Annotated in this window: 18 protein-coding genes; 11 read left to right on the forward strand and 7 right to left on the reverse strand. The window is 67.9% G+C overall.

Annotation, left to right across the window (positions count from 1 at the left end; all coding sequences use genetic code 11):
• On the reverse strand, positions 1-113 hold a 113-nt coding region (locus HNP46_RS35810), incomplete at its 3' end, for an acyl-CoA dehydrogenase family protein (protein ID WP_260403128.1).
• 75 nt (positions 114-188) lie between these two features.
• Positions 189-1,016: an FAS1-like dehydratase domain-containing protein gene (locus tag HNP46_RS09620; RefSeq protein WP_184588181.1), complete on the reverse strand. Its 828-nt coding sequence runs from the start codon at positions 1,014-1,016 to the stop codon at positions 189-191.
• 192 nt (positions 1,017-1,208) lie between these two features.
• Here HNP46_RS09620 and HNP46_RS09625 point away from each other — a divergent pair, with 192 nt between their 5' ends.
• From HNP46_RS09625 to HNP46_RS09670, 10 genes are all read left to right on the forward strand, one after another.
• Positions 1,209-2,219 (forward strand): GlxA family transcriptional regulator, encoded by a 1,011-nt coding sequence (locus tag HNP46_RS09625; protein ID WP_184588183.1) that lies wholly within the window; start codon positions 1,209-1,211, stop codon positions 2,217-2,219.
• Positions 2,220-2,458: 239 nt separating this feature from the next.
• On the forward strand, positions 2,459-3,601 hold the full coding sequence (locus HNP46_RS09630; protein WP_184588190.1) for an aromatic ring-hydroxylating oxygenase subunit alpha: 1,143 nt from the start codon (positions 2,459-2,461) through the stop codon (positions 3,599-3,601).
• Between the two features lie 20 nt (positions 3,602-3,621).
• A complete protein-coding gene (locus HNP46_RS09635; RefSeq protein ID WP_184588192.1) occupies positions 3,622-4,377 on the forward strand; it encodes an SDR family NAD(P)-dependent oxidoreductase in 756 nt (251 codons plus the stop codon).
• Positions 4,378-4,414: 37 nt separating this feature from the next.
• On the forward strand, positions 4,415-5,344 hold the full coding sequence (locus HNP46_RS09640; protein WP_184588194.1) for a 3-keto-5-aminohexanoate cleavage protein: 930 nt from the start codon (positions 4,415-4,417) through the stop codon (positions 5,342-5,344).
• 13 nt (positions 5,345-5,357) lie between these two features.
• Entirely contained in the window at positions 5,358-6,779 is a 1,422-nt protein-coding gene (locus HNP46_RS09645) for an aminobutyraldehyde dehydrogenase (RefSeq protein ID WP_184588196.1), read from the forward strand.
• A 5-nt stretch (positions 6,780-6,784) separates the two neighbouring features.
• The gene (locus tag HNP46_RS09650; protein ID WP_184588198.1) at positions 6,785-7,543 is read left to right on the forward strand and encodes an SDR family NAD(P)-dependent oxidoreductase; all 759 of its coding nucleotides are present in this window, start codon (positions 6,785-6,787) and stop codon (positions 7,541-7,543) included.
• The gene (locus HNP46_RS09655; RefSeq protein ID WP_184588201.1) at positions 7,543-8,478 is read left to right on the forward strand and encodes a 3-hydroxyacyl-CoA dehydrogenase NAD-binding domain-containing protein; all 936 of its coding nucleotides are present in this window, start codon (positions 7,543-7,545) and stop codon (positions 8,476-8,478) included. Before HNP46_RS09650 ends, HNP46_RS09655 begins: the two co-directional genes overlap by 1 nt.
• Before the next feature lie 57 nt (positions 8,479-8,535).
• Positions 8,536-9,489 carry a PDR/VanB family oxidoreductase gene (locus tag HNP46_RS36050; protein ID WP_184588203.1) on the forward strand — a complete coding sequence of 318 codons (954 nt, stop codon included), beginning with the start codon at positions 8,536-8,538 and terminating at the stop codon, positions 9,487-9,489.
• Between the two features lie 10 nt (positions 9,490-9,499).
• Positions 9,500-9,961 carry a thioesterase family protein gene (locus HNP46_RS09665; protein WP_184588205.1) on the forward strand — a complete coding sequence of 154 codons (462 nt, stop codon included), beginning with the start codon at positions 9,500-9,502 and terminating at the stop codon, positions 9,959-9,961.
• A gap of 79 nt (positions 9,962-10,040) precedes the next feature.
• Positions 10,041-10,982: a choline ABC transporter substrate-binding protein gene (locus tag HNP46_RS09670; RefSeq protein ID WP_184588207.1), complete on the forward strand. Its 942-nt coding sequence runs from the start codon at positions 10,041-10,043 to the stop codon at positions 10,980-10,982.
• A 17-nt stretch (positions 10,983-10,999) separates the two neighbouring features.
• On the opposite strand, the gene HNP46_RS09675 is transcribed toward HNP46_RS09670, so the two are convergent.
• The 4 genes from HNP46_RS09675 to HNP46_RS09690 all read right to left on the reverse strand — a co-directional run bounded on the left by HNP46_RS09675 (position 11,000) and on the right by HNP46_RS09690 (position 15,969).
• A complete protein-coding gene (locus HNP46_RS09675; RefSeq protein ID WP_184588210.1) occupies positions 11,000-12,484 on the reverse strand; it encodes an MDR family MFS transporter in 1,485 nt (494 codons plus the stop codon).
• The gene (locus HNP46_RS09680; protein WP_184588212.1) at positions 12,474-13,634 is read right to left on the reverse strand and encodes an HlyD family secretion protein; all 1,161 of its coding nucleotides are present in this window, start codon (positions 13,632-13,634) and stop codon (positions 12,474-12,476) included. The genes HNP46_RS09675 and HNP46_RS09680 overlap by 11 nt, the downstream gene beginning before the upstream one ends.
• Entirely contained in the window at positions 13,631-15,118 is a 1,488-nt protein-coding gene (locus HNP46_RS09685; RefSeq protein ID WP_184588214.1) for an efflux transporter outer membrane subunit, read from the reverse strand. Before HNP46_RS09685 ends, HNP46_RS09680 begins: the two co-directional genes overlap by 4 nt.
• Before the next feature lie 116 nt (positions 15,119-15,234).
• Positions 15,235-15,969: an AraC family transcriptional regulator gene (locus HNP46_RS09690; RefSeq protein WP_184588216.1), complete on the reverse strand. Its 735-nt coding sequence runs from the start codon at positions 15,967-15,969 to the stop codon at positions 15,235-15,237.
• A 242-nt stretch (positions 15,970-16,211) separates the two neighbouring features.
• Here HNP46_RS09690 and HNP46_RS09695 point away from each other — a divergent pair, with 242 nt between their 5' ends.
• Positions 16,212-16,973 (forward strand): DUF599 domain-containing protein, encoded by a 762-nt coding sequence (locus HNP46_RS09695; RefSeq protein WP_184588218.1) that lies wholly within the window; start codon positions 16,212-16,214, stop codon positions 16,971-16,973.
• 56 nt (positions 16,974-17,029) lie between these two features.
• On the opposite strand, the gene HNP46_RS09700 is transcribed toward HNP46_RS09695, so the two are convergent.
• Complete coding sequence (locus HNP46_RS09700; RefSeq protein ID WP_184588220.1) at positions 17,030-17,251, reverse strand: hypothetical protein; 222 nt, start codon at positions 17,249-17,251, stop codon at positions 17,030-17,032.
• Positions 17,252-17,306: the final 55 nt, after the last annotated feature.

Raw genomic sequence — 17,306 nt, forward strand, 5'->3', positions numbered from 1 at the left:
TCGGGGAAGCCCTTTTCTTCATCGATCTTGCGCCAGTATTCGGCGGGGAACTCCGCACAGAGAGCGCGTACGCCGTCACGGATGGCCTGGAGTTCGTCGTTGTTGTGGTTCATGGGGTTTCCTCTGGGGCAGCGCTGCCTGGGCGAGCGCGGGATTTCTTGTGTGTTGCTTTCGGATCGCCGGGGAGCTCAGTCGAACAGCACGTCGGCGCGCTGGCACAGGCCGCTGCCATTGGCGGCCCACAGTTCGGCCACGCCGGGCTCGGTATGGCGGCCGCCGACGCGAAAGGTTTCCGGCGCGATCAGCGGGCGCACGCCGCGGAAGCTGAAGCGGCGCAGGCGCGCCAGCGGGTTGGCGCGGGCGAAGGCGGCGAGGCTCAGGGTGGCGGTCAGCGGGCCGTGCACCACCAGGCCGGGGTAGCCCTCGCTGGCGGTGACATAGGGCCAGTCGTAGTGGATGCGGTGGGCGTTGAAGGTCACTGCCGAGTAGCGGAACAGCAGGGTCGGATCGGGCGCGATGCTTTCCTCCCAGTCCGCCTGGGGCGTGGCTTCGCCTTCGCCCAGCTTGGGCGGCGAGGGCTCGCGGTAGACGATGTCCTGCTCCTCGCGCAGGCACAGCTGGCGGCCCTGCCAGTACTCGTGGGCGAGGGTGACGAACAGCAGCGAACCGGTGCGTCCGGCCTTCTCGTCGATGCGCTCGATGCGCGTCTTGCGGAAGGCTTCGGCGCCGACCCGCAGCGGTTCGAGAAACTCCAGCCGGCCGCCGGCCCACATGCGGTTGCGCCCGTGGGCCGGCGGCATGAAGGTGCCCAGCGTCGGGTGGCCGTCCGGGCCCAGGCGATTGCCCGCCACCTGGTCGTTGAAGAAGCACCAGTGCCACAGCCACGGCAGTTCTTCACCATGGGCCGGCGCCGGTGCGCTGAAGGTCGCCGCGATGCGCTGCACGAGGTTGCGGCTGAGCTGGTCGTGTACTTCCTGGGTGCGCCCCAGCCATGCCGAGGGATCGAAGTCGGTCATGCCGTGTATCCGCTTTGAGGGTGATGACCGGCATGATGCGGGCGCGTGCGCGGAGGGAGGAATTTGCTTTTGCCGAAGCCGGCTTGAAGCCCAGGCTAATACGCGCGGCGCCGGGCCGGTCACGCCCGGGTTCGATCTGTGATATCTGTAGGAACCAGACGACGACTCCCTCGGCCCTGCGGTGATTGCCCCATGTCGGCCCAGCCTCCAGCTCCGTTTTCCGTGCTCATCCTGGTCTTCCCGCACTACAACCTGGCGGCGACCAGTGCCTTCATCGATCCCTTCCGGGCAGCCAACTACCTGAGCGGGCATACCCAGTTCCACTGGGAGGTCGCCTCCATGGCCGGCGGCCCGGTGGTGGCGAGCAATGCCATGAGCACCGACACCCTGCCGCTGGCAGACGTGCCGGGTGTGCCCGACCTGGTCATGCTGTCCTCCAGCTGGAACCCGGAAACCCTGCACAGCCCGGCCCTCAGCGCAGCCCTGCGGCTGTGGGCGCGCGAGGGCGTGGTGCTTGGCGCGCTGGACACCGGCACCTACCTGCTGGCCGAGGCCGGTCTGCTCAACGGCAAGCGCGCCACCGGGCACTACGAGCACATCGATTCACTGAAGGAGCTTTACCCGGAGGTGGACATCTGCGAGGACATGCTGGTGATGGACGGCAAGCGCATCACCTGCTGCGGTGGTGCTGCCGCGGCCGACTGCGCGCTGCACATCATCCGCTCGCTGCACGGCGACACCCTGGCCAGCGAGATGGCGCGCTACCTGTTCCATGAGCGCCTGCGCCCGCTGGGTACCCAGCAGAACCCCGAGGCGCCGCAACCCCTGGGCAACACCGTGCCGGAGCTGGTCAAGCAGGCCATCCGCCTGATGGAACAGCACCTGGAGGAGGCCGTGCCGATCCCCGAGCTCTGCGCGCGCCTCGGCATCTCCCAGCGCCAGCTCGACCGGCTGTTCCAGCAGATCGTGCAGAAGAGCCCGGCGCTGTACTACCGCGATATCCGCCTGGATCGCGCCCGCTGCCTGGTGACCCAGACCGGCATGTCGCTGATGGAAATCGCCGTGGCCTCGGGCTTCGCCAACCAGTCGCACTTCAGCCGCATCTATCGCCAGCGCTTCGGCCTGACGCCACGCCAGGACCGCCTGGACGGGCGCATCCCGTTCGAGTTCCGCGCCTGGCCGATGCACCAGATCACGCCCTGACGTTTCCCACCGCCCGGCCTGCCTGAGACCGCTCAGGCGGGCGGCTGCGCCGTGGTCGCGCGCTGGCCGCGAAAGCTGATACCGGGTCGCAAACGCGCCGCTCATATCCAAAAACGACCACGACCAGAAAAGAAAAAATCGCGGCGAATGCTGCACATTTGCCGCTCCGCGCAACGACCACTATCGGCCCCGGACAAGAACACAAACCGAAGAAAATCTTGTACGGGAAGGCCGCTGATATGTCTGAAGTCATCTCGAAGGACCAGCTCCAGAGTATTGCCCGGGGCTACCACCCCGACCCGCTGCTGTCGCAGTCCCTGCGCAAGGAAGCCTACGTCGAGCCGCAGTGGTTCGGCCTGGACGAGCAGCAGATCATCGCCCGCTCCTGGCAGTGGGTCTGCCATGTGGAGAAGGTCCGCGAGCCGGGCAGCTACACCACCTGCGAAATCGCCGGCAACCCGATCGCCGTGGTGCGCGACCAGGACGGCCAGCTGCGGGCCTTCTACAACGTCTGCAAGCACCGCGCGCATCCGGTGCTGAGCGGCGAGGGCAAGGTCAAGCGCATCATCTGCCCCTACCACTCCTGGTGCTACGGCCTCAACGGCCAGCTCACCGGCGCGCCCCATGTCGGCGTCCTGAAGGAGTTCGACAAGGGCGAGATCCACCTGAGCCCGGTGCAGGTCGAGGAGTTCTGCGGCTTCATCTTCGTCAACCTCGACCCCGCCGCGCGGCCGCTGCGCGAGCAGTCCGGCGAGCTGCAGGAGGAGGTGCTGCGCTGGGCGCCGGACGTGGCCAACCTGACCTTCGGCCACCGCCTGACCTACAGCATCAAGTCGAACTGGAAGAACGTCGTCGACAACTTCCTCGAGTGCTACCACTGCCCGACGGCGCACAAGGACTTCTGCACCCTGGTGGACATGGACACCTACCGCGTGCAGACCCACGGCATCTACTCCAGCCACATGGCCGAGGCCGGCAACGGGCAGAACAGCGCCTACGACACCTCTCAGGCCAAGGTGCGCACCCATGCGGTGTGGTGGCTTTGGCCCAACACCTGCCTGATGCGCTACCCCGGGCGCAGCTCGATGATCGTCCTGCACATCATCCCCGCCGGCCCCGACCTGACCTACGAGACCTACGACTTCTTCCTCGAAACCCCCGAGGCCAACGAGATGGAGCGCGAGGCCATCCGCTACCTCGACGAGGTGCTGCAGGTGGAGGACATCGCCCTGGTGGAGAACGTCCAGCGCGGCATGCGCACGCCGGCCTTCGAGCAGGGGCGGATCGTCACCGACCCCAATGGCTCGGGCAAGTCCGAACACGCGCTGCACCACTTCCACGGGCTGGTGCTGGATGCCTATCGCAAGGGCGCCGGGCTATGAGCCGGGCTATGAGTCGGGCCATGAGCGGCGCACTGGAAGGGAAGGTCGCCTTGGTCAGCGGCGGCCTCGGCGGGATCGGACAGGCAATCTGCGCGCGCTTCGTCAGGGAAGGCGCGACGGTGTTCGCCGCTGACCTGCGCGAGTCCGCCAGCGTGCCGGGAGCGCGCTTCATCGAACTCGACGTGAGCAGCGAAGCGAGCGTGCGCCGGGCCATGGCGAGTGTGCAGGAGCAGGCCGACCAGCTGGACATCCTGGTCAACGCCGCCGGCATCGAGATCGAGAAGACCATCGAGCAGACCAGCCTGGAGGACTGGAACCGGGTGTTCGCGGTGAACGTCACCGGCACCTTCCTCGTCTCGAAGTTCGCCCTGCCGCTGCTGCGCCGGAGCGGCTCGGCGAGCATCGTCAACTTCGGCTCCTACGACGGCTTCATCGCCGATCCCGGCCTGGCTGCCTACTGCGCCAGCAAGGGCGCGGTGCATGCGCTGACCCGCGCCATGGCCTGCGACCACGGCCCCGAGGGCATCCGCGTCAACGCCATCTGCCCCGGCTACATCGACACGCCGATGCTGCGCAGTTTCTTCCGCGACCACGGCGACATCCACAGCCTGGAAGCGGCGGTGCGCGACGTGCACCCGGTGCGCCGCTACGGCACCCCGGAGGACGTCGCCAACCTGGTCAACTGGCTCGGCAGCGACGAAGCCCGCTATGCCTCCGGGCAGTTGTGGGTGCTCGACGGCGGGCTGACCGCCCAGGTGCAGCAGATGCGCCTCTGAAAACGACCGCCCAACCAATGAAACTGTGAGAGCGACCATGCCCAAGTCCGTCATCATCACCTGCGCCTCCACCGGTGGCGTGCACACCCCGACCATGTCGGAATACCTGCCGATCACCCCTGATGAGATCGCCCAGTCCTCCATTGAGGCCGCCGAGGCCGGCGCGTCGATCATCCACCTGCATGCGCGCCACCCGCAGACCGGCAAGCCCGATCCGCGCCCGGAGCTGTTCCGCGATTTCATGGGGCAGATCAAGGGCCGCAGCGACGCGGTGCTCAACGTCTCCACCGGCGGCGGCCTGGGCATGACCCGCGAGGAGCGGCTGCGCGCGGCGGTCAGCCTGAGCCCGGAAATGGCCTCGCTGAACGTCGGCTCGATGAACTTCGGCATCTTCCCGATGAAGGCCAAGCACTCCACCTGGAAGCACGACTGGGAGCCGGCCTTCCTCGACAGCACCCGCGACTTCATCTTCCGCAACACCTTCACCGACATCGAATACATCGTGAAGGAACTGGGCGAGGGACACGGCACCCGCTTCGAGTTCGAGTGCTACGACCTGGGCCATCTCTACAACCTCGCCTGGGTCATCGACCAGGGCTGGATCAAGCCGCCGTTCTTCGTGCAGATGGTGTTCGGCGTGCTCGGTGGTGTCGGCGCCGACCTCGACAACCTGATGCACATGCACACCATCGCCCACAAGCTGTTCGGCCAGGACTACGAGTGGTCGGTGCTGGCTGCCGGCAAGAACCAGATGCAGTTCGCCACCCAGGCCGTGCTGCTGGGCGGCAACCTGCGTGTGGGCCTGGAAGACAGCCTCTACATCGGCCCCGGCGAGCAGGCGACCAGCAACGCCCAGCAGGTGCTGAAGATCCGCTCCATCGTCGAAAACCTCGGCCTGAAGGTCGCCACCCCCGCCGAAGCCCGTACGCGCCTCGGGCTCAAGGGCGGCGACAAGGTCGAGTTCTGAGGAGGCGATTGCCATGCACACCCGAATGCTGATCGACGGTGAACAGGTGACGGGCGAGGGCGCGGCCCTGCAGGTCATCGATCCCGCCAGCGGCGAGATCATCGCCCAGGTCCACGAGGCCAGCGCGCAGCAGGTGGACGCGGCGGTCCGTGCGGCTGAACAGGCTTTCCTGAGCTACGGCCGCACCACGCCGGCCGAACGCTCGGCGCTGCTGCTGCAGATCGCCGAGGTCATCCAGGCCAACGCGCCGGAGCTGGCCGCGCTGGAGAGTGTCAACGCCGGCAAGCCCTGGCCTTCGGCGCTGGACGACGAGATGCCGCTGACCCTGGATAGCTTCCGCTTCTTCGCGGGCGCCGCCCGCACCCAGGCCGGTGTCGCGGCGGGGGAATACGTGGCGGGGCACACCAGCCTGATCCGTCGCGATCCCATCGGGCCGATAGCCGCCATCGCGCCGTGGAACTACCCGCTGATGATGGCCGCGTGGAAGCTCGCGGCGCCGCTGGCGGCCGGCTGCACGGTGGTGCTCAAGCCGTCCGAGCTCACGCCGCTGTCCACGCTGCGCCTGGCTGAATTACTGCAGGACGTGGTGCCCAGGGGCGTGGTGAATGTGATCCATGGCAGGGGAGCGAGTATCGGTGATCGTCTTGTCAATGCTGCGGGCGTGGAAGGTGTCAGCGTCACCGGTTCGCCCGCCACCGGAGCCGCGGCGATGCGCGCCGCCGCGCAGCAGTTGCGCCAGGTCCATCTGGAACTGGGTGGCAAGGCGCCGGTGATCGTCTACGCCGATGCGGATATCGGCAAACTGGTGGCGACCCTGCGCGCCACCGCCTTCTTCAACGCCGGCCAGGATTGCGCGCAACCGTGCCGCCTGCTGGTGGCCGACGCCATCTACGAGCGGGTAGTCGCCGAACTGGCCGACGCCGTGGCCTCGATCCGCGTGGGCGCACCCCGCGAGGCGGGTACCGAGATGGGCCCGCTGATCAGCGCCGCGCACCGTCAGCGCGTGGCCGGCTTCGTCGAGCGGGCGCGGGGCAGGGCGGAGGTGGTCACCGGCGGTTACGCCGAGGATCGCCCCGGCTTCTTCTACCGCCCAACCGTGGTGGCGAACGTCGACAACGACGCGGAAATCGCCACCCAGGAACTGTTCGGCCCGGTGATCAGCGTGTCGCGGTTCCGCGCCGACGAGGACCCGCTGGCGATTGCCAATGCCGGACGCTACGGCCTGGCTTCCTCGGTCTGGACCCGCGACAGCGCGCGGGCGATGAGCGCCACCAGCCAGCTGCGCTATGGCTTCACCTGGGTCAACACCCACGGCGTGGCCACGCCGGAAATGCCCTGGGCGGCGATGAAGGGCTCGGGCCACGGCTGCGATATGTCGGTGTTCGCCCTGGATGCCTACACCGCGGTACGCCACGTCATGTTCGCGCACGGGTGAAGGCCATGACGGACAACAGAAAAGACATCGTGATCGTCACCGGCGGCGGCCGCGGGATCGGCCGCGCCATCGTCGAGCAGTTTCTCGCGCAGGGCGCGCAGGTCGCCAGCTGCGGGCGTGGCGAGCGGCCAATGGACCTGCCCGAAACGGTGCTGTGGGTGCAGGCCGACGTAGCGCAGAGCGCGCAGGCCGAGCGCGTGCTGCAGCAGACCATCGAGCATCTGGGCGTGCCCAGCGTACTGGTCAACAACGCCGGCGTGCAGGTGGAGAAAGCCCTCGACCAGACCTCCGACGAGGACTGGGAGCAGGTGATGGGCGTCAATGCGCGCGGCACCTTCAACTTTTGCCGCGCGGTGCTGCCAGTCATGGCGGAGCGGGGCGGCAGCATCGTCAACCTCGGCTCGATTTCCGGCCTGCACGCCGACCCCGGCATGGCGCTGTACAACGCCTCGAAAGCCTTCGTCCACGGCCTGACCCGTTCCATCGCGGTGGACCATGGCCCGCGCGTGCGCTGCAACGCGGTATGCCCCGGCTGGATCATGACGGCCATGGCCGAGGACGGTTTCGCCCAGGCCCGTGATCCGCAGAAAGCCAAGGCCGATGCCCTCGCGCGGCATGCCGCCGGGCGCTTCGGCCGGCCCGAGGACGTCGCCGGGCTGGTGGCCTGGCTCGCCTCTGATCAGGCCGCCTTCGTCACCGGCCAGTGCTATGTCATCGACGGCGGCCTGACCGCCGCTTCCCCCCTGCAACCGAGGTTCTTCTGATGCGTGAATTCCAGAATGTGGCGGTACTGGGCGCCGGCGTGATCGGCGCGAGCTGGTCGGCGTTGTTCCTCGCCTCCGGGCGCAATGTGGCGGTGTTCGATCCGGCCGAGGGCATGGAGGGCGACGTCCGCGAGTACGTGAAGAATGCCTGGCCCACTCTCGTCGAACTGGGTCTGGTGAAGGACGGTGCGCCGGGCGAACTGAGCTTCCATCGCACGGCCACTGAGGCGGTGAAGAACGCCGACTTCATCCAGGAAAGCGTCCCCGAGCGCATCGCCATCAAGCACGCGCTGTACGCCGAGATCGAGCCGCTGCTCAAGCCCGGCGCCATCGTCGCGTCCTCTGCCTCGGGGCTGCCGCTGAGCGAGATGCAGGCCGGCTGGCAGGACCCGTCGCGCTTCGTCCTCGGCCATCCGTTCAACCCCCCGCACCTGATCCCGCTGGTGGAAGTCATGGGCAACCAGCGCACCGCCCAGGACGCGGTCGAGGGAGCGGAGCGCTTCTACGAGCAGGTGGGCAAGGTCACCATCCGCGTCCATCGCGAGGTGCCCGGCCATGTCGCCAACCGCCTGCAGGCGGCGCTGTGGCGCGAGGCGATCCACCTGGTGAAGATCGGCGCGGCCAGCGTCGAGGATGTCGACACCGCGGTCTGGGCCGGCCCCGGCCTGCGCTGGGCGGCCATGGGCCCGACCCTGCTGTTCCACCTGGGCGGCGGCCCCGGCGGGCTGGAGTCGTTCTGCCAGAAATACAGCGAGAGCTTCCACCGCTGGTGGGACGACCTCGGCGATCCGCGCCTGGACGCCGAGACCGCCGCGCAGCTGGTGCAGGGCGTCGCTGCCGAGTCCGCCGATGGCACCCAGGCGGAGCTTGCGCAAGCCCGCGACGAGCTGATCACCGCGATGCTCAAGACCACCGCGAACCTGCGGCGCAAGTGAGCGCAACCCCGGCCAGCGCGGTGCTGGCCGGGGCCCTTTGAGGATGTCGAGGTAACCATGTCGGCCGAACGTCTGACCCTGCGGGTTTCGCAGATCACCCCAGCTGCCCGCGACGCCCTGGTCATCGAGCTGCGCGATCCGGCGGGCGCCGAGCTGCCCGCCTTCAGCCCCGGTGCGCACATCGAGCTGCACCTGCCTGACGGCTTGGTGCGCCAGTATTCCCTCTGCGGCGATGCCCGGCAGCGCGACTGCTACCGCGTCGGCGTCGGCCTGGCGCCGGCCAGCCGTGGCGGCTCACGGTATATCCACCAGCGGATGCGGGTGGGCGACCTGCTGCCGGTGACGGCGCCGCGCAATCATTTCCCGCTGTTCGAGGATGCCGCCGAGTTCGTCTTCTTCGCCGGCGGCATCGGCATCACGCCGATCCTCTCGATGATCCACTGGTGCGAAACCCATCGGCGGCCCTGGCGCCTGTTCTACCTGGTGCGCAACCGCGAGCGCGCCGCATTTCTCGACCAACTGGCCGGCGTCGGCGAACGCGTGACTCTGCATGCGGACGAAGAGGCCGGCGGCTTGTTCGATCTCCAGGGGGCAATCAGCCGGCTGCCGGCGCGGGCGCACCTGTACACCTGCGGACCGACGCCGCTGATGCTTGCCGTGGAATCGGCGGCGCAAGGCCTGCCGGCCGAGCAGGTGCATTTCGAATGGTTCACCCCCAGGGAGATTCCCCGGGCGGGGGCCGACAGCGCCTTCACCGTCAAGCTGGCGCGCAGTGGCAGGAGCCTGGAGGTCCCGGCCGACAGGAGCCTGCTGCAGGTGCTCGAAGCCCATGGGGTGGCGGTGGAGAACTCCTGCCGCGAAGGCACCTGCGCCTCCTGCGAGACCCGCGTGCTGGCGGGCATTCCCGAGCACCGCGACAGCGTGCTGAGCGAGGCCGAGAAGCGCCGCAACGACTGCATGATGGTCTGCGTCTCCCGCGCGCAGTCCGCCACCCTGGAACTGGACCTGTGAGCGCGCGCCGATGCTGACCTATTGCACCCGGGTGCAACCCGACTGGATCGATTACAACCAGCACCTGCGCGATGCCTACTACGGGCTGATCTTCAGCTACGCCACCGACGCGCTGATGGCGCACATCGGCCTGGACGAAGCCGGCCGCGCCGCCACCGGCCACACGCTGTTCACCCTGCAGGCGCACATCAGCTACCTGGCTCAGGCCAGGCTCGGCGAGTCGCTGCAGGTGCGCACGCGCTTGCTCGACCGCGACCTCAAGCGCCTGCACATCGAGCACAGCCTCTATCGCGAAGACTCGGACGAGCCGCTGGCCGTCAGCGAGCAGATGCTGATGAACATCGACTCGCGCATCGCCAGGGCCTGCGTTTTCGCCGAAGTGGTCGACGCGCGGATATCCACGCTGTTCGGGCAGTACCAGGGTGCGCGGCACTCCGGCTACTGCGGGAGAACCATCGCCATCCGGCGGTGATGCAGGGCCCCGTTGCCGGGGCGCGACAAGCCGTGAACAACAAGAACCGACAACAACCTCTGCCTTGAGGATTCATCAGATGAAAGCTTCATCGTTCCTGTTCCTGAGCGTGCTGGCCGGCCTTCCCCTGTTCACCCACGCCGCGGAGCCCGCGCAGTGCCAGCTGGTGCGCATGTCCGACCCCGGCTGGACCGACATCCAGACCACCACCGCCATTGCCAACACCCTGCTCAAGGGCCTGGGCTACAAGACCAAGGTGACCCTGCTGGGCGTGCCGCTGACCTACAAGGCACTGGCGGACGGCAAGACCATGGACGTCTTCCTCGGCACCTGGATCCCGACCATGGAGCCGGACCTGAAACCCTACCGCGACGCCGGCAGGATCGACATCGTCCGCTCCAATCTGCTGCACGCCAAGTACACCCTGGCCGTGCCCGAGGCGCTGTGGAATCGCGGGCTGAAGGATTTCGCCGATATCGCGAAATTCAAGGACGAACTCAACGGCAAGGTCTACGGCCTGGAGCCGGGCGACGGCGGCAACAACGCGGTGCTCAAGGCCATCGAGCAGAACGCCTTCGGCCTCAAGGACGCCGGTTTCAGCGTGGTGGCGTCCAGCGAGTCGGGGATGCTGTCCCAGGTCGACCGGGCGATCCGACGCAACAACGCAATCCTGTTCCTGGGCTGGGAACCGCACCCGATGAACACCCGCTTCAAGATGAAGTTTCTCACCGGCGGCGATGACTTCTTCGGCCCCGACTTCGGCGATGCCACGGTCTACACCAGCACCCGCAAGGGTTACGTGGACAAGTGCCCGAACGTCGGCCAGCTGCTGAAGAACCTCAGCTTCACCCTGGCCATGGAGAACACCATCATGGGCTCCATCCTCGACGACAAGATGGAGCCGGAAGAGGCCGCCCGCGCCTGGCTCAAGCAGAACCCGGAAGTGCTCGAACCCTGGCTCAAGGACGTCGCCACCGTCGATGGCAAACCCGGCCTGGAAGCGGTCCGGGGCAGCCTGTAGCGCGCCGGCGCACCGGCTCACTTGCCGGTGCGCAGTGCCAGGGCGGCCACGGCGCAGGCCAGCAGCGCCAGGAAGGACAGGTAGAAGGCGTCGCCGTACGCCATCAGGAAGGACTCGTGGCGGACCTGCACGGCCAGGCGGGCGAGGGTTTCGGCCTGTGCCGGCAGCCACTCGTTCAAGGCGAAGGCATCGCCGCTGTTCGGCAGGCGTTCCTGCAGGGCAGGGGAGAACAGGGTCAGCTGCTCGCCGATGCGCTCGGAGTGGAAGCGCTCGCGCTGCGAGACGATCTGCGTCAGCGCCGCAGTACCCACCGCGCCGCCCAGGTTGCGCAGCATGGAGAACAGCGCCGAGGCCGAGCCGGCTTCCTGCTTGGACAGGCCGGACACCGCCAGCACCGACAGCGCCACCATGATGAAAGGCTGGCCGATACCGCGCACCACGGTGGAGGGAATGATCACGTTGGCGGCGGCATCGGCATCCAGGAATACGCCCAGGTAGCAGCCGGCGGCCATGATCGCGAAGCCGCTGGCGACCATCAGCTTGGGCGGCAGCCAGCGCATCAGCCGCGGCATCAGCGGCGCCAGGAGCAGCTGCACGAGGCCGTAGGCGATCAGGCTGACGCCGATTTCGCGGGCGTTGTAGCCGTGCAGCTGGGACAGGTAGTTGGGCACCAGGAACACCAGGCCGAAGGTCGCCGCGCCGAAGATGAACATCGCCGCGCTGGCCACGCCGAAGTTGTAGCCGGCCAGCAGGCGCAGGTTGATGAACGAGCGCCGGCCGAACAGCTGGGTGTAGATGAACAGCAGCAGGGCGAGCACGCCCGCGACCAGCATCCAGACGATGAACTGCGAGCCGAACCAGTCCTTGCGGCCGCCTTCCTCCAGCACGATCTGGATCGCCCCCAGGCCGACGATCATGCTGGCGATGCCCAGCCAGTCGCCGTTGCGCAGCTTGTGCAGCTGCGCCGGCTTCGCCTCGATGGCCCAGGCCACGGCGGCGAGCAGCAGCACGCCGGGAATCAGCTGCAAATAGAAAATCCAGCGCCAGCTGTAGGCGTCGGTCAGCCAGCCGCCGATGGATGGCCCGGCGGCCTGGGCGACACTGTTGGACAGGCTGAACAGCGCCATGCCCATGGCCACCCGCGAGGCCGGCAGCTCGGTGATGATCAGCTGGAACGACAGCGGGATCAGCACGGCCAGGTTGGGGGCGAACGAACAGGCCACCGAGGCCGCCAGGAAGATGCCCGAGCCGACCAGCATCACCCGGCGCAGCGAGAACACTTCCACCAGCCAGGCGGTCAGCGGGATCATCACGATTTCCGCCACCAGGTAGGCCGTGGAAATCCATGAGCCTTCCTCGAAGGTGGCGCCCAGCGAGCCTTCGATCTCCGGCAGGGCGGCGCTGGTGACGTGGACGTTCATGCCGGCCATGAAGCAGCCGAACAGCCCACCGATCACCGCGACCCAGGCCTTCAGCGAGGTCTTTTCCGACTCACCGGCCATCGCGCTGTGCCTCGCTGCCTTCGCGGGTGTCCACCTCGGCGAGCACCGACATGCCCGGCAGGATCGGCACCTGCTGGCGCGCGTCGGCGTCGAGGGTGATGCGCACCGGGAAGCGCTGGACGATCTTGGTGAAGTTGCCGGTGGCGTTGTCCGGCGGCAGCAGGGCGAAGATCGCCCCGGAGCCGGGCGAGAAGCTCTCGACGCGGCCATGCAGGACGGCCGAGGGGAAACTGTCCACGCGCACCTCCACCGGCTGGCCGGGGCGCATGCGGCGCAGCTGGGTTTCCTTGAAGTTGGCGACGACGTAGGACTGCTCCACCGGCACCAGCGCCAGCAGCGGCAGGCCGGGGGTGACGTACTGGCGCTGGCGCACACGGCGCTGGCCGACCACGCCGGCGATGGGCGCGCGGATCAGCGTGTCTTCCAGGGCGTTCTGCGCCAGGGCGAGGCTGGCGTCCGCCTCGGCGGCGCGGGCCTTCTGCTGCTGCAGGCCGGCGGCGGCCTGTTCACGGCTGGCCTGCAGCACGCTGAGGCGGGTGCGTTGGCGGCTGGCGGCAGCTTCGGCGCGGCTCAGCGTCGAGCGCGCGCGGGCGAAGTCGGCGGTCACGCTTTCCAGGCGCTGGCTGCTGGCGGCCTGCTGGGCGACCAGCTCGCGATAACGCTGGAAGTCCAGTTGCGCGCGCTGGCGTTCGGCGCTGGCGGCGTCGATGTCGGCGCGGGCCTGGTCGATCCGTACCTGCTGTTCCTTGAGTTGCGCATCCAGGGTCAGAAGCGCGGCCTGCTGGGCGGCGACGGCGGAGCGAGACTCGCTCTGCCGTGCCTGCGCCTGCAGCAGGCGGGCCTGGTAGTCGCGGTCCTGGATGCGCAGCAGCGGGTCGCCGGCGGAAACGGCCTGGTTGTCCTGCACCAGCACCTGGGCGACGTAGCCGGAGACCTTCGGGCTGATGGTGATCCAGTCGGCGCGTACGTAGGCGTCGTCGGTTTCTTCCAGGTAGCGGCCGACGGTTTGCCAGTGCAGGCCGTAGCCCAGCGCAGCGACGACCAGCAGGCTGCCGCCAAGCCACAGCCGGCGGCGCTGGCGCTGTTTCTTCTGCTGCTGCAGCGCCTGTTCGGCGGATTCGGTGTGTGTTTCGTCGACGGCAATGTTCATCGCGCAGGTCCGGTGGCAGAGGTTGAGTGGTTGGCAAGCTGGTTGGCTGGCGCGTCCTGCCAGCCGCCGCCGAGGGCGTGGAAGAGGTCGATCTGCCGCTCGACCAGCAGCCGGTCGGCTTCGGCCTTGTCGGCTTCGAGGCGGACCATGGCGCGCTCGCTGTCGAGCACGTCGAGGAAGTCCAGGGCGCCGGCCTGGTAGTTGAGCTGTGCCAGGCGGAAGGCGTTGCGGCTGCTGTCCAGCGCGTTACCCAGCGCTTCGCGGTGTCCGGCCTCGCCGTGGTAGCGGGCCAGGCTCTGGCGAACCTCCTTGAGTGCCACCAGCGCTTGCTGCTGGAAGCGCGCGAGCTGCTGGCGCTCGTGGGCCTGGGCGCCGTCGAGGCGGGCGCGGCTGGTCAGCAGGTTGGGGAAGCTCCAGCTGATCAGCGGGCCGATGGCGTAGGTGATCGCCTCGTGCTGGCCTAGGTCGTGCAGGTGTTCGGCGGAGGAGCTGATCGACGCGCCGAAGGACACGCTCGGATAGAAATCCGCCTGGCGCACGCCGACTTCGTGGCCGGCGGCGACCAGCTCGCGTTCTGCCTGGCGGATATCCGGGCGCCGTTGCAGCAGCGCCCAGCCATCGCCCACCGGCAGTGCCTGGCGCAGCTGCGGGACGTTGCGGCAATCGCGGACCGCCGCCGGCAAGTGCCCCGGCTCGCTGCCGGTCAGCACGCCCAGCTCCTCCAGGGCTGCCTGGTGCTCGGCCTGCAGGCGTGGGAGCAGGGCACGGGTTTCCTCCAGCAGGCTGCGCACGCGGTCCACTTCCAGCTCGGTGACCAGCCCGGCGCGGCGCTGGCGGCGGGTCAGGTCGAGGCTGCGCTCCACGGCCTGCAGCGAATGCTGCTGGATGTCGGCCCGCGCGGCATAGGCACAGGCATTGGCATAAGCGCGGGCGGTGCCGGCGGCGACTTCGACGCGCAACTGGTCATGGGCGGCCTGCGCGGCCTCGGCGTTGGCCTGGGCGGAAAGGATCGACTGGCGCACCCGGCCCCAGAGATCGAACTGGTAGTCCAGGGCGAAGCCCGGTACCTGGTTCCACTGCGAGCCGGCGCGCCCGCCAGTGGCCTTGGCTTCGGTCTGGTCATCGCTGGTACGGCCGTAGAAGGTCTGCCAGCTCGCCGTGGTACTCGGCCAGCGCTGCGCCCGCGTCTGGCCCAGCAGCGCCAGCAGTTCGTCGATGTGGGCGAGGGACGCCTGCAAGTCCTGGTTGTGTTGCAGGGCCTGGGTGACCAGTTGGTCGAGATGCGGCTCCTGGTACAGGCGCCACCAGTTGGTGGGCGGCTCCTGCGCGACGGTGTCGCCGGCAAGGGCCTGCCAGTTGCCGCCGGAAGCGAGGTCAGGGGAGGGCGACACGTGCTCGCTGACGGCTGAGCAGCCGCCGAGCAGCAGGCCGGCGCTGGCCAGTGCGAACACCAGGTGTCGCGGGTGGGAAAGGGTCTTGGGCATGCTGAGGAGTCGTTCAGTTTCGGACTCCTGCAGGGTAGGGATTCAGCCCCTGGCGGCGCTCTCGCGATCCCGACAAGGATCGGCGCGAAAGTGACAACCGTGGAGGCGCGGCGCTTTCAGCCGCGTACGGCCTGGTAGTGGCTGGGCGACTGGCCGAGGATGCGCTTGAAGGTCTGCGAGAAGGCGCTCGGGCTCTGGTAGCCGTGCTCCAGGGCGACCTCCAGAACGGAGGCGCCGGCAATCAGCCGTTGCAGGCTGAGGACCATGCGCACGCGGCTGCGCCAGTCGCCGAAGTTCATCCCCAGTTCGCGCTGGAACAGGCGGGCGAGGGTGCGGCTGCTCATGTTCAGGCGCTGCGCCCAGTCCTCCAGGCCGCTCTCATCCGCTGGCGCGGCGATCACCGCGTTGCACAGGCGCAGCAGGCGCGGGTCCAGCGGCATGGCAAGGTGGATGGCGACGGTCTGCGCGGCGTCCATCTCCACCAGCAGCAGTTCGTGCAGGCAACGGCGCCGCTGCGGGTGGCCCTCGCCGGATTGCAGGGCACTGGCGGCCACCAGCAGCTCGCGCAGCAGCGGGGTCACCTCGATCAGCTGGCACTGCTCGCCGCCCCACGGCCAGGTGGAGGCCGGCATGAACAGCGTGCGCATGCGCACGTTGCCGAACATGCGGATCTGGTGCCCGGTGCTGGGCGGCACCCACAGTGCATGGCCGGGCGGCACCACCCAGTTCTTCTGCGCTGCGCCCACCAGCATCACGCCCGACAGGGCGTGGATCAGCTGCGCCTGCGTGTGGCAGTGGGGGAGGATTTCCTCGCCGTCGTGGTGATCGAAAGCCAGGGCTTCCAGGGACATGGCGCAGGTCATGGGCGGATTTCTGTCGGTAGTTGAGGTGAATAAGGCAAGTCTACTGGGGTTTATGTTGTATTTCTTTGCTGTATTGGTTTTGTTCTGGCAATTAAAATAATAATTTTTCGTGGTTATTGGTGTTTTTCTCTTCCTGCTCGCTCAGGTTCGGCGCCCGTGTCCTGGCGGGATAAACTGGCGTCTATCGGCTGCGTACTGACTCAAACCCGTTGCCAATCGCAAGGAAAGACATGACCGACGTCGTCGACCTGTTCGACATCCAGTACCTCTGGAACCTGTTTGCCATCCTCTGGTTCGTGTTCTGCTGGATCGGCTACACCCGCTACGCCAAGACCAAGGCCCGCGACACCGCGTGCCTGGCCAGCGTCCTGCACCTCTACCGCCAGGACTGGATGCGCCGCGTGCTGCTGCGCGACAACCGCGTGGCCGATGCCAGCGTGATCGGCAACCTGGAGCGCAACGCCTCGTTCTTTGCCTCCAGCACCCTGATCATCCTCGCCGGCATCCTCACCCTGCTGGGCTCGGCCGAGCGCACGGTGTCGGTGCTGGCCGACCTGCCGTTCGTCACGCCGCCGACCCGTGGCCTGTCGGAGTTCAAGCTGCTGTGCCTGGCGGTGGTGTTCGTCTACGCCTTCTTCACCTTCAGCTGGTGCATGCGCCAGTACAACTTCGCGGCGGTGCTGATCGGCTCGGCGCCCATGGTGGGCGAGCGCAATGTCGGCGAGCTGGAGCGCAAATCCTTCGCCGAACGCGCGGCGCGGGTGGTGTCGCTGGCGGCGCACCAGTTCAACCAGGGCCTGCGCACTTACTACTTCGGCCTGGCGATGCTGGCCTGGTTCATCAACCCGTGGATCTTCATGCTGGTGACGGCCGGCGTGGTGGGCGTGCTCTATCAGCGCGAATTCCATTCCAGCGTGCTGCACGTGATGGTCTACACGCCGACGGCCCAGGGCGATGCCCCACGGGATGCCGACATTCCTCCCAGTGGCTGAAGCCAGAAACGACAAAGCCCGCGAATGCGGGCTTTGTCTTGTGCAGCAGCAGCGACTTACTGCTTCTGCTCGCCGCCGGCAGGTTCCTGCGGCGCGGTGGCCGGGGCGGCCGGTGCAGTCGGGGCGGCGTCCGGAGCCGGCGGCGTGGTCGGTGCCGGGGTAGCCGGTTGCTCGGTCGCCGCGGGCGCGGGCGGTGCCTTGGGCTCTTCTTTCTTGTCGCAGGCGGCCAGGCCGAGGCCGGCGACGATCAGCAGAGCGAAGGGAAGGGTTTTTTTCATTGGAGCCTCCATGTGCGGCTTTCCTCGTGATGACCCTTGGAGCCGGCATTGTGTG

The organism is Pseudomonas nitroreducens (genome assembly GCF_014204515.1).
GTDB lineage: Bacteria > Pseudomonadota > Gammaproteobacteria > Pseudomonadales > Pseudomonadaceae > Pseudomonas > Pseudomonas nitritireducens_A.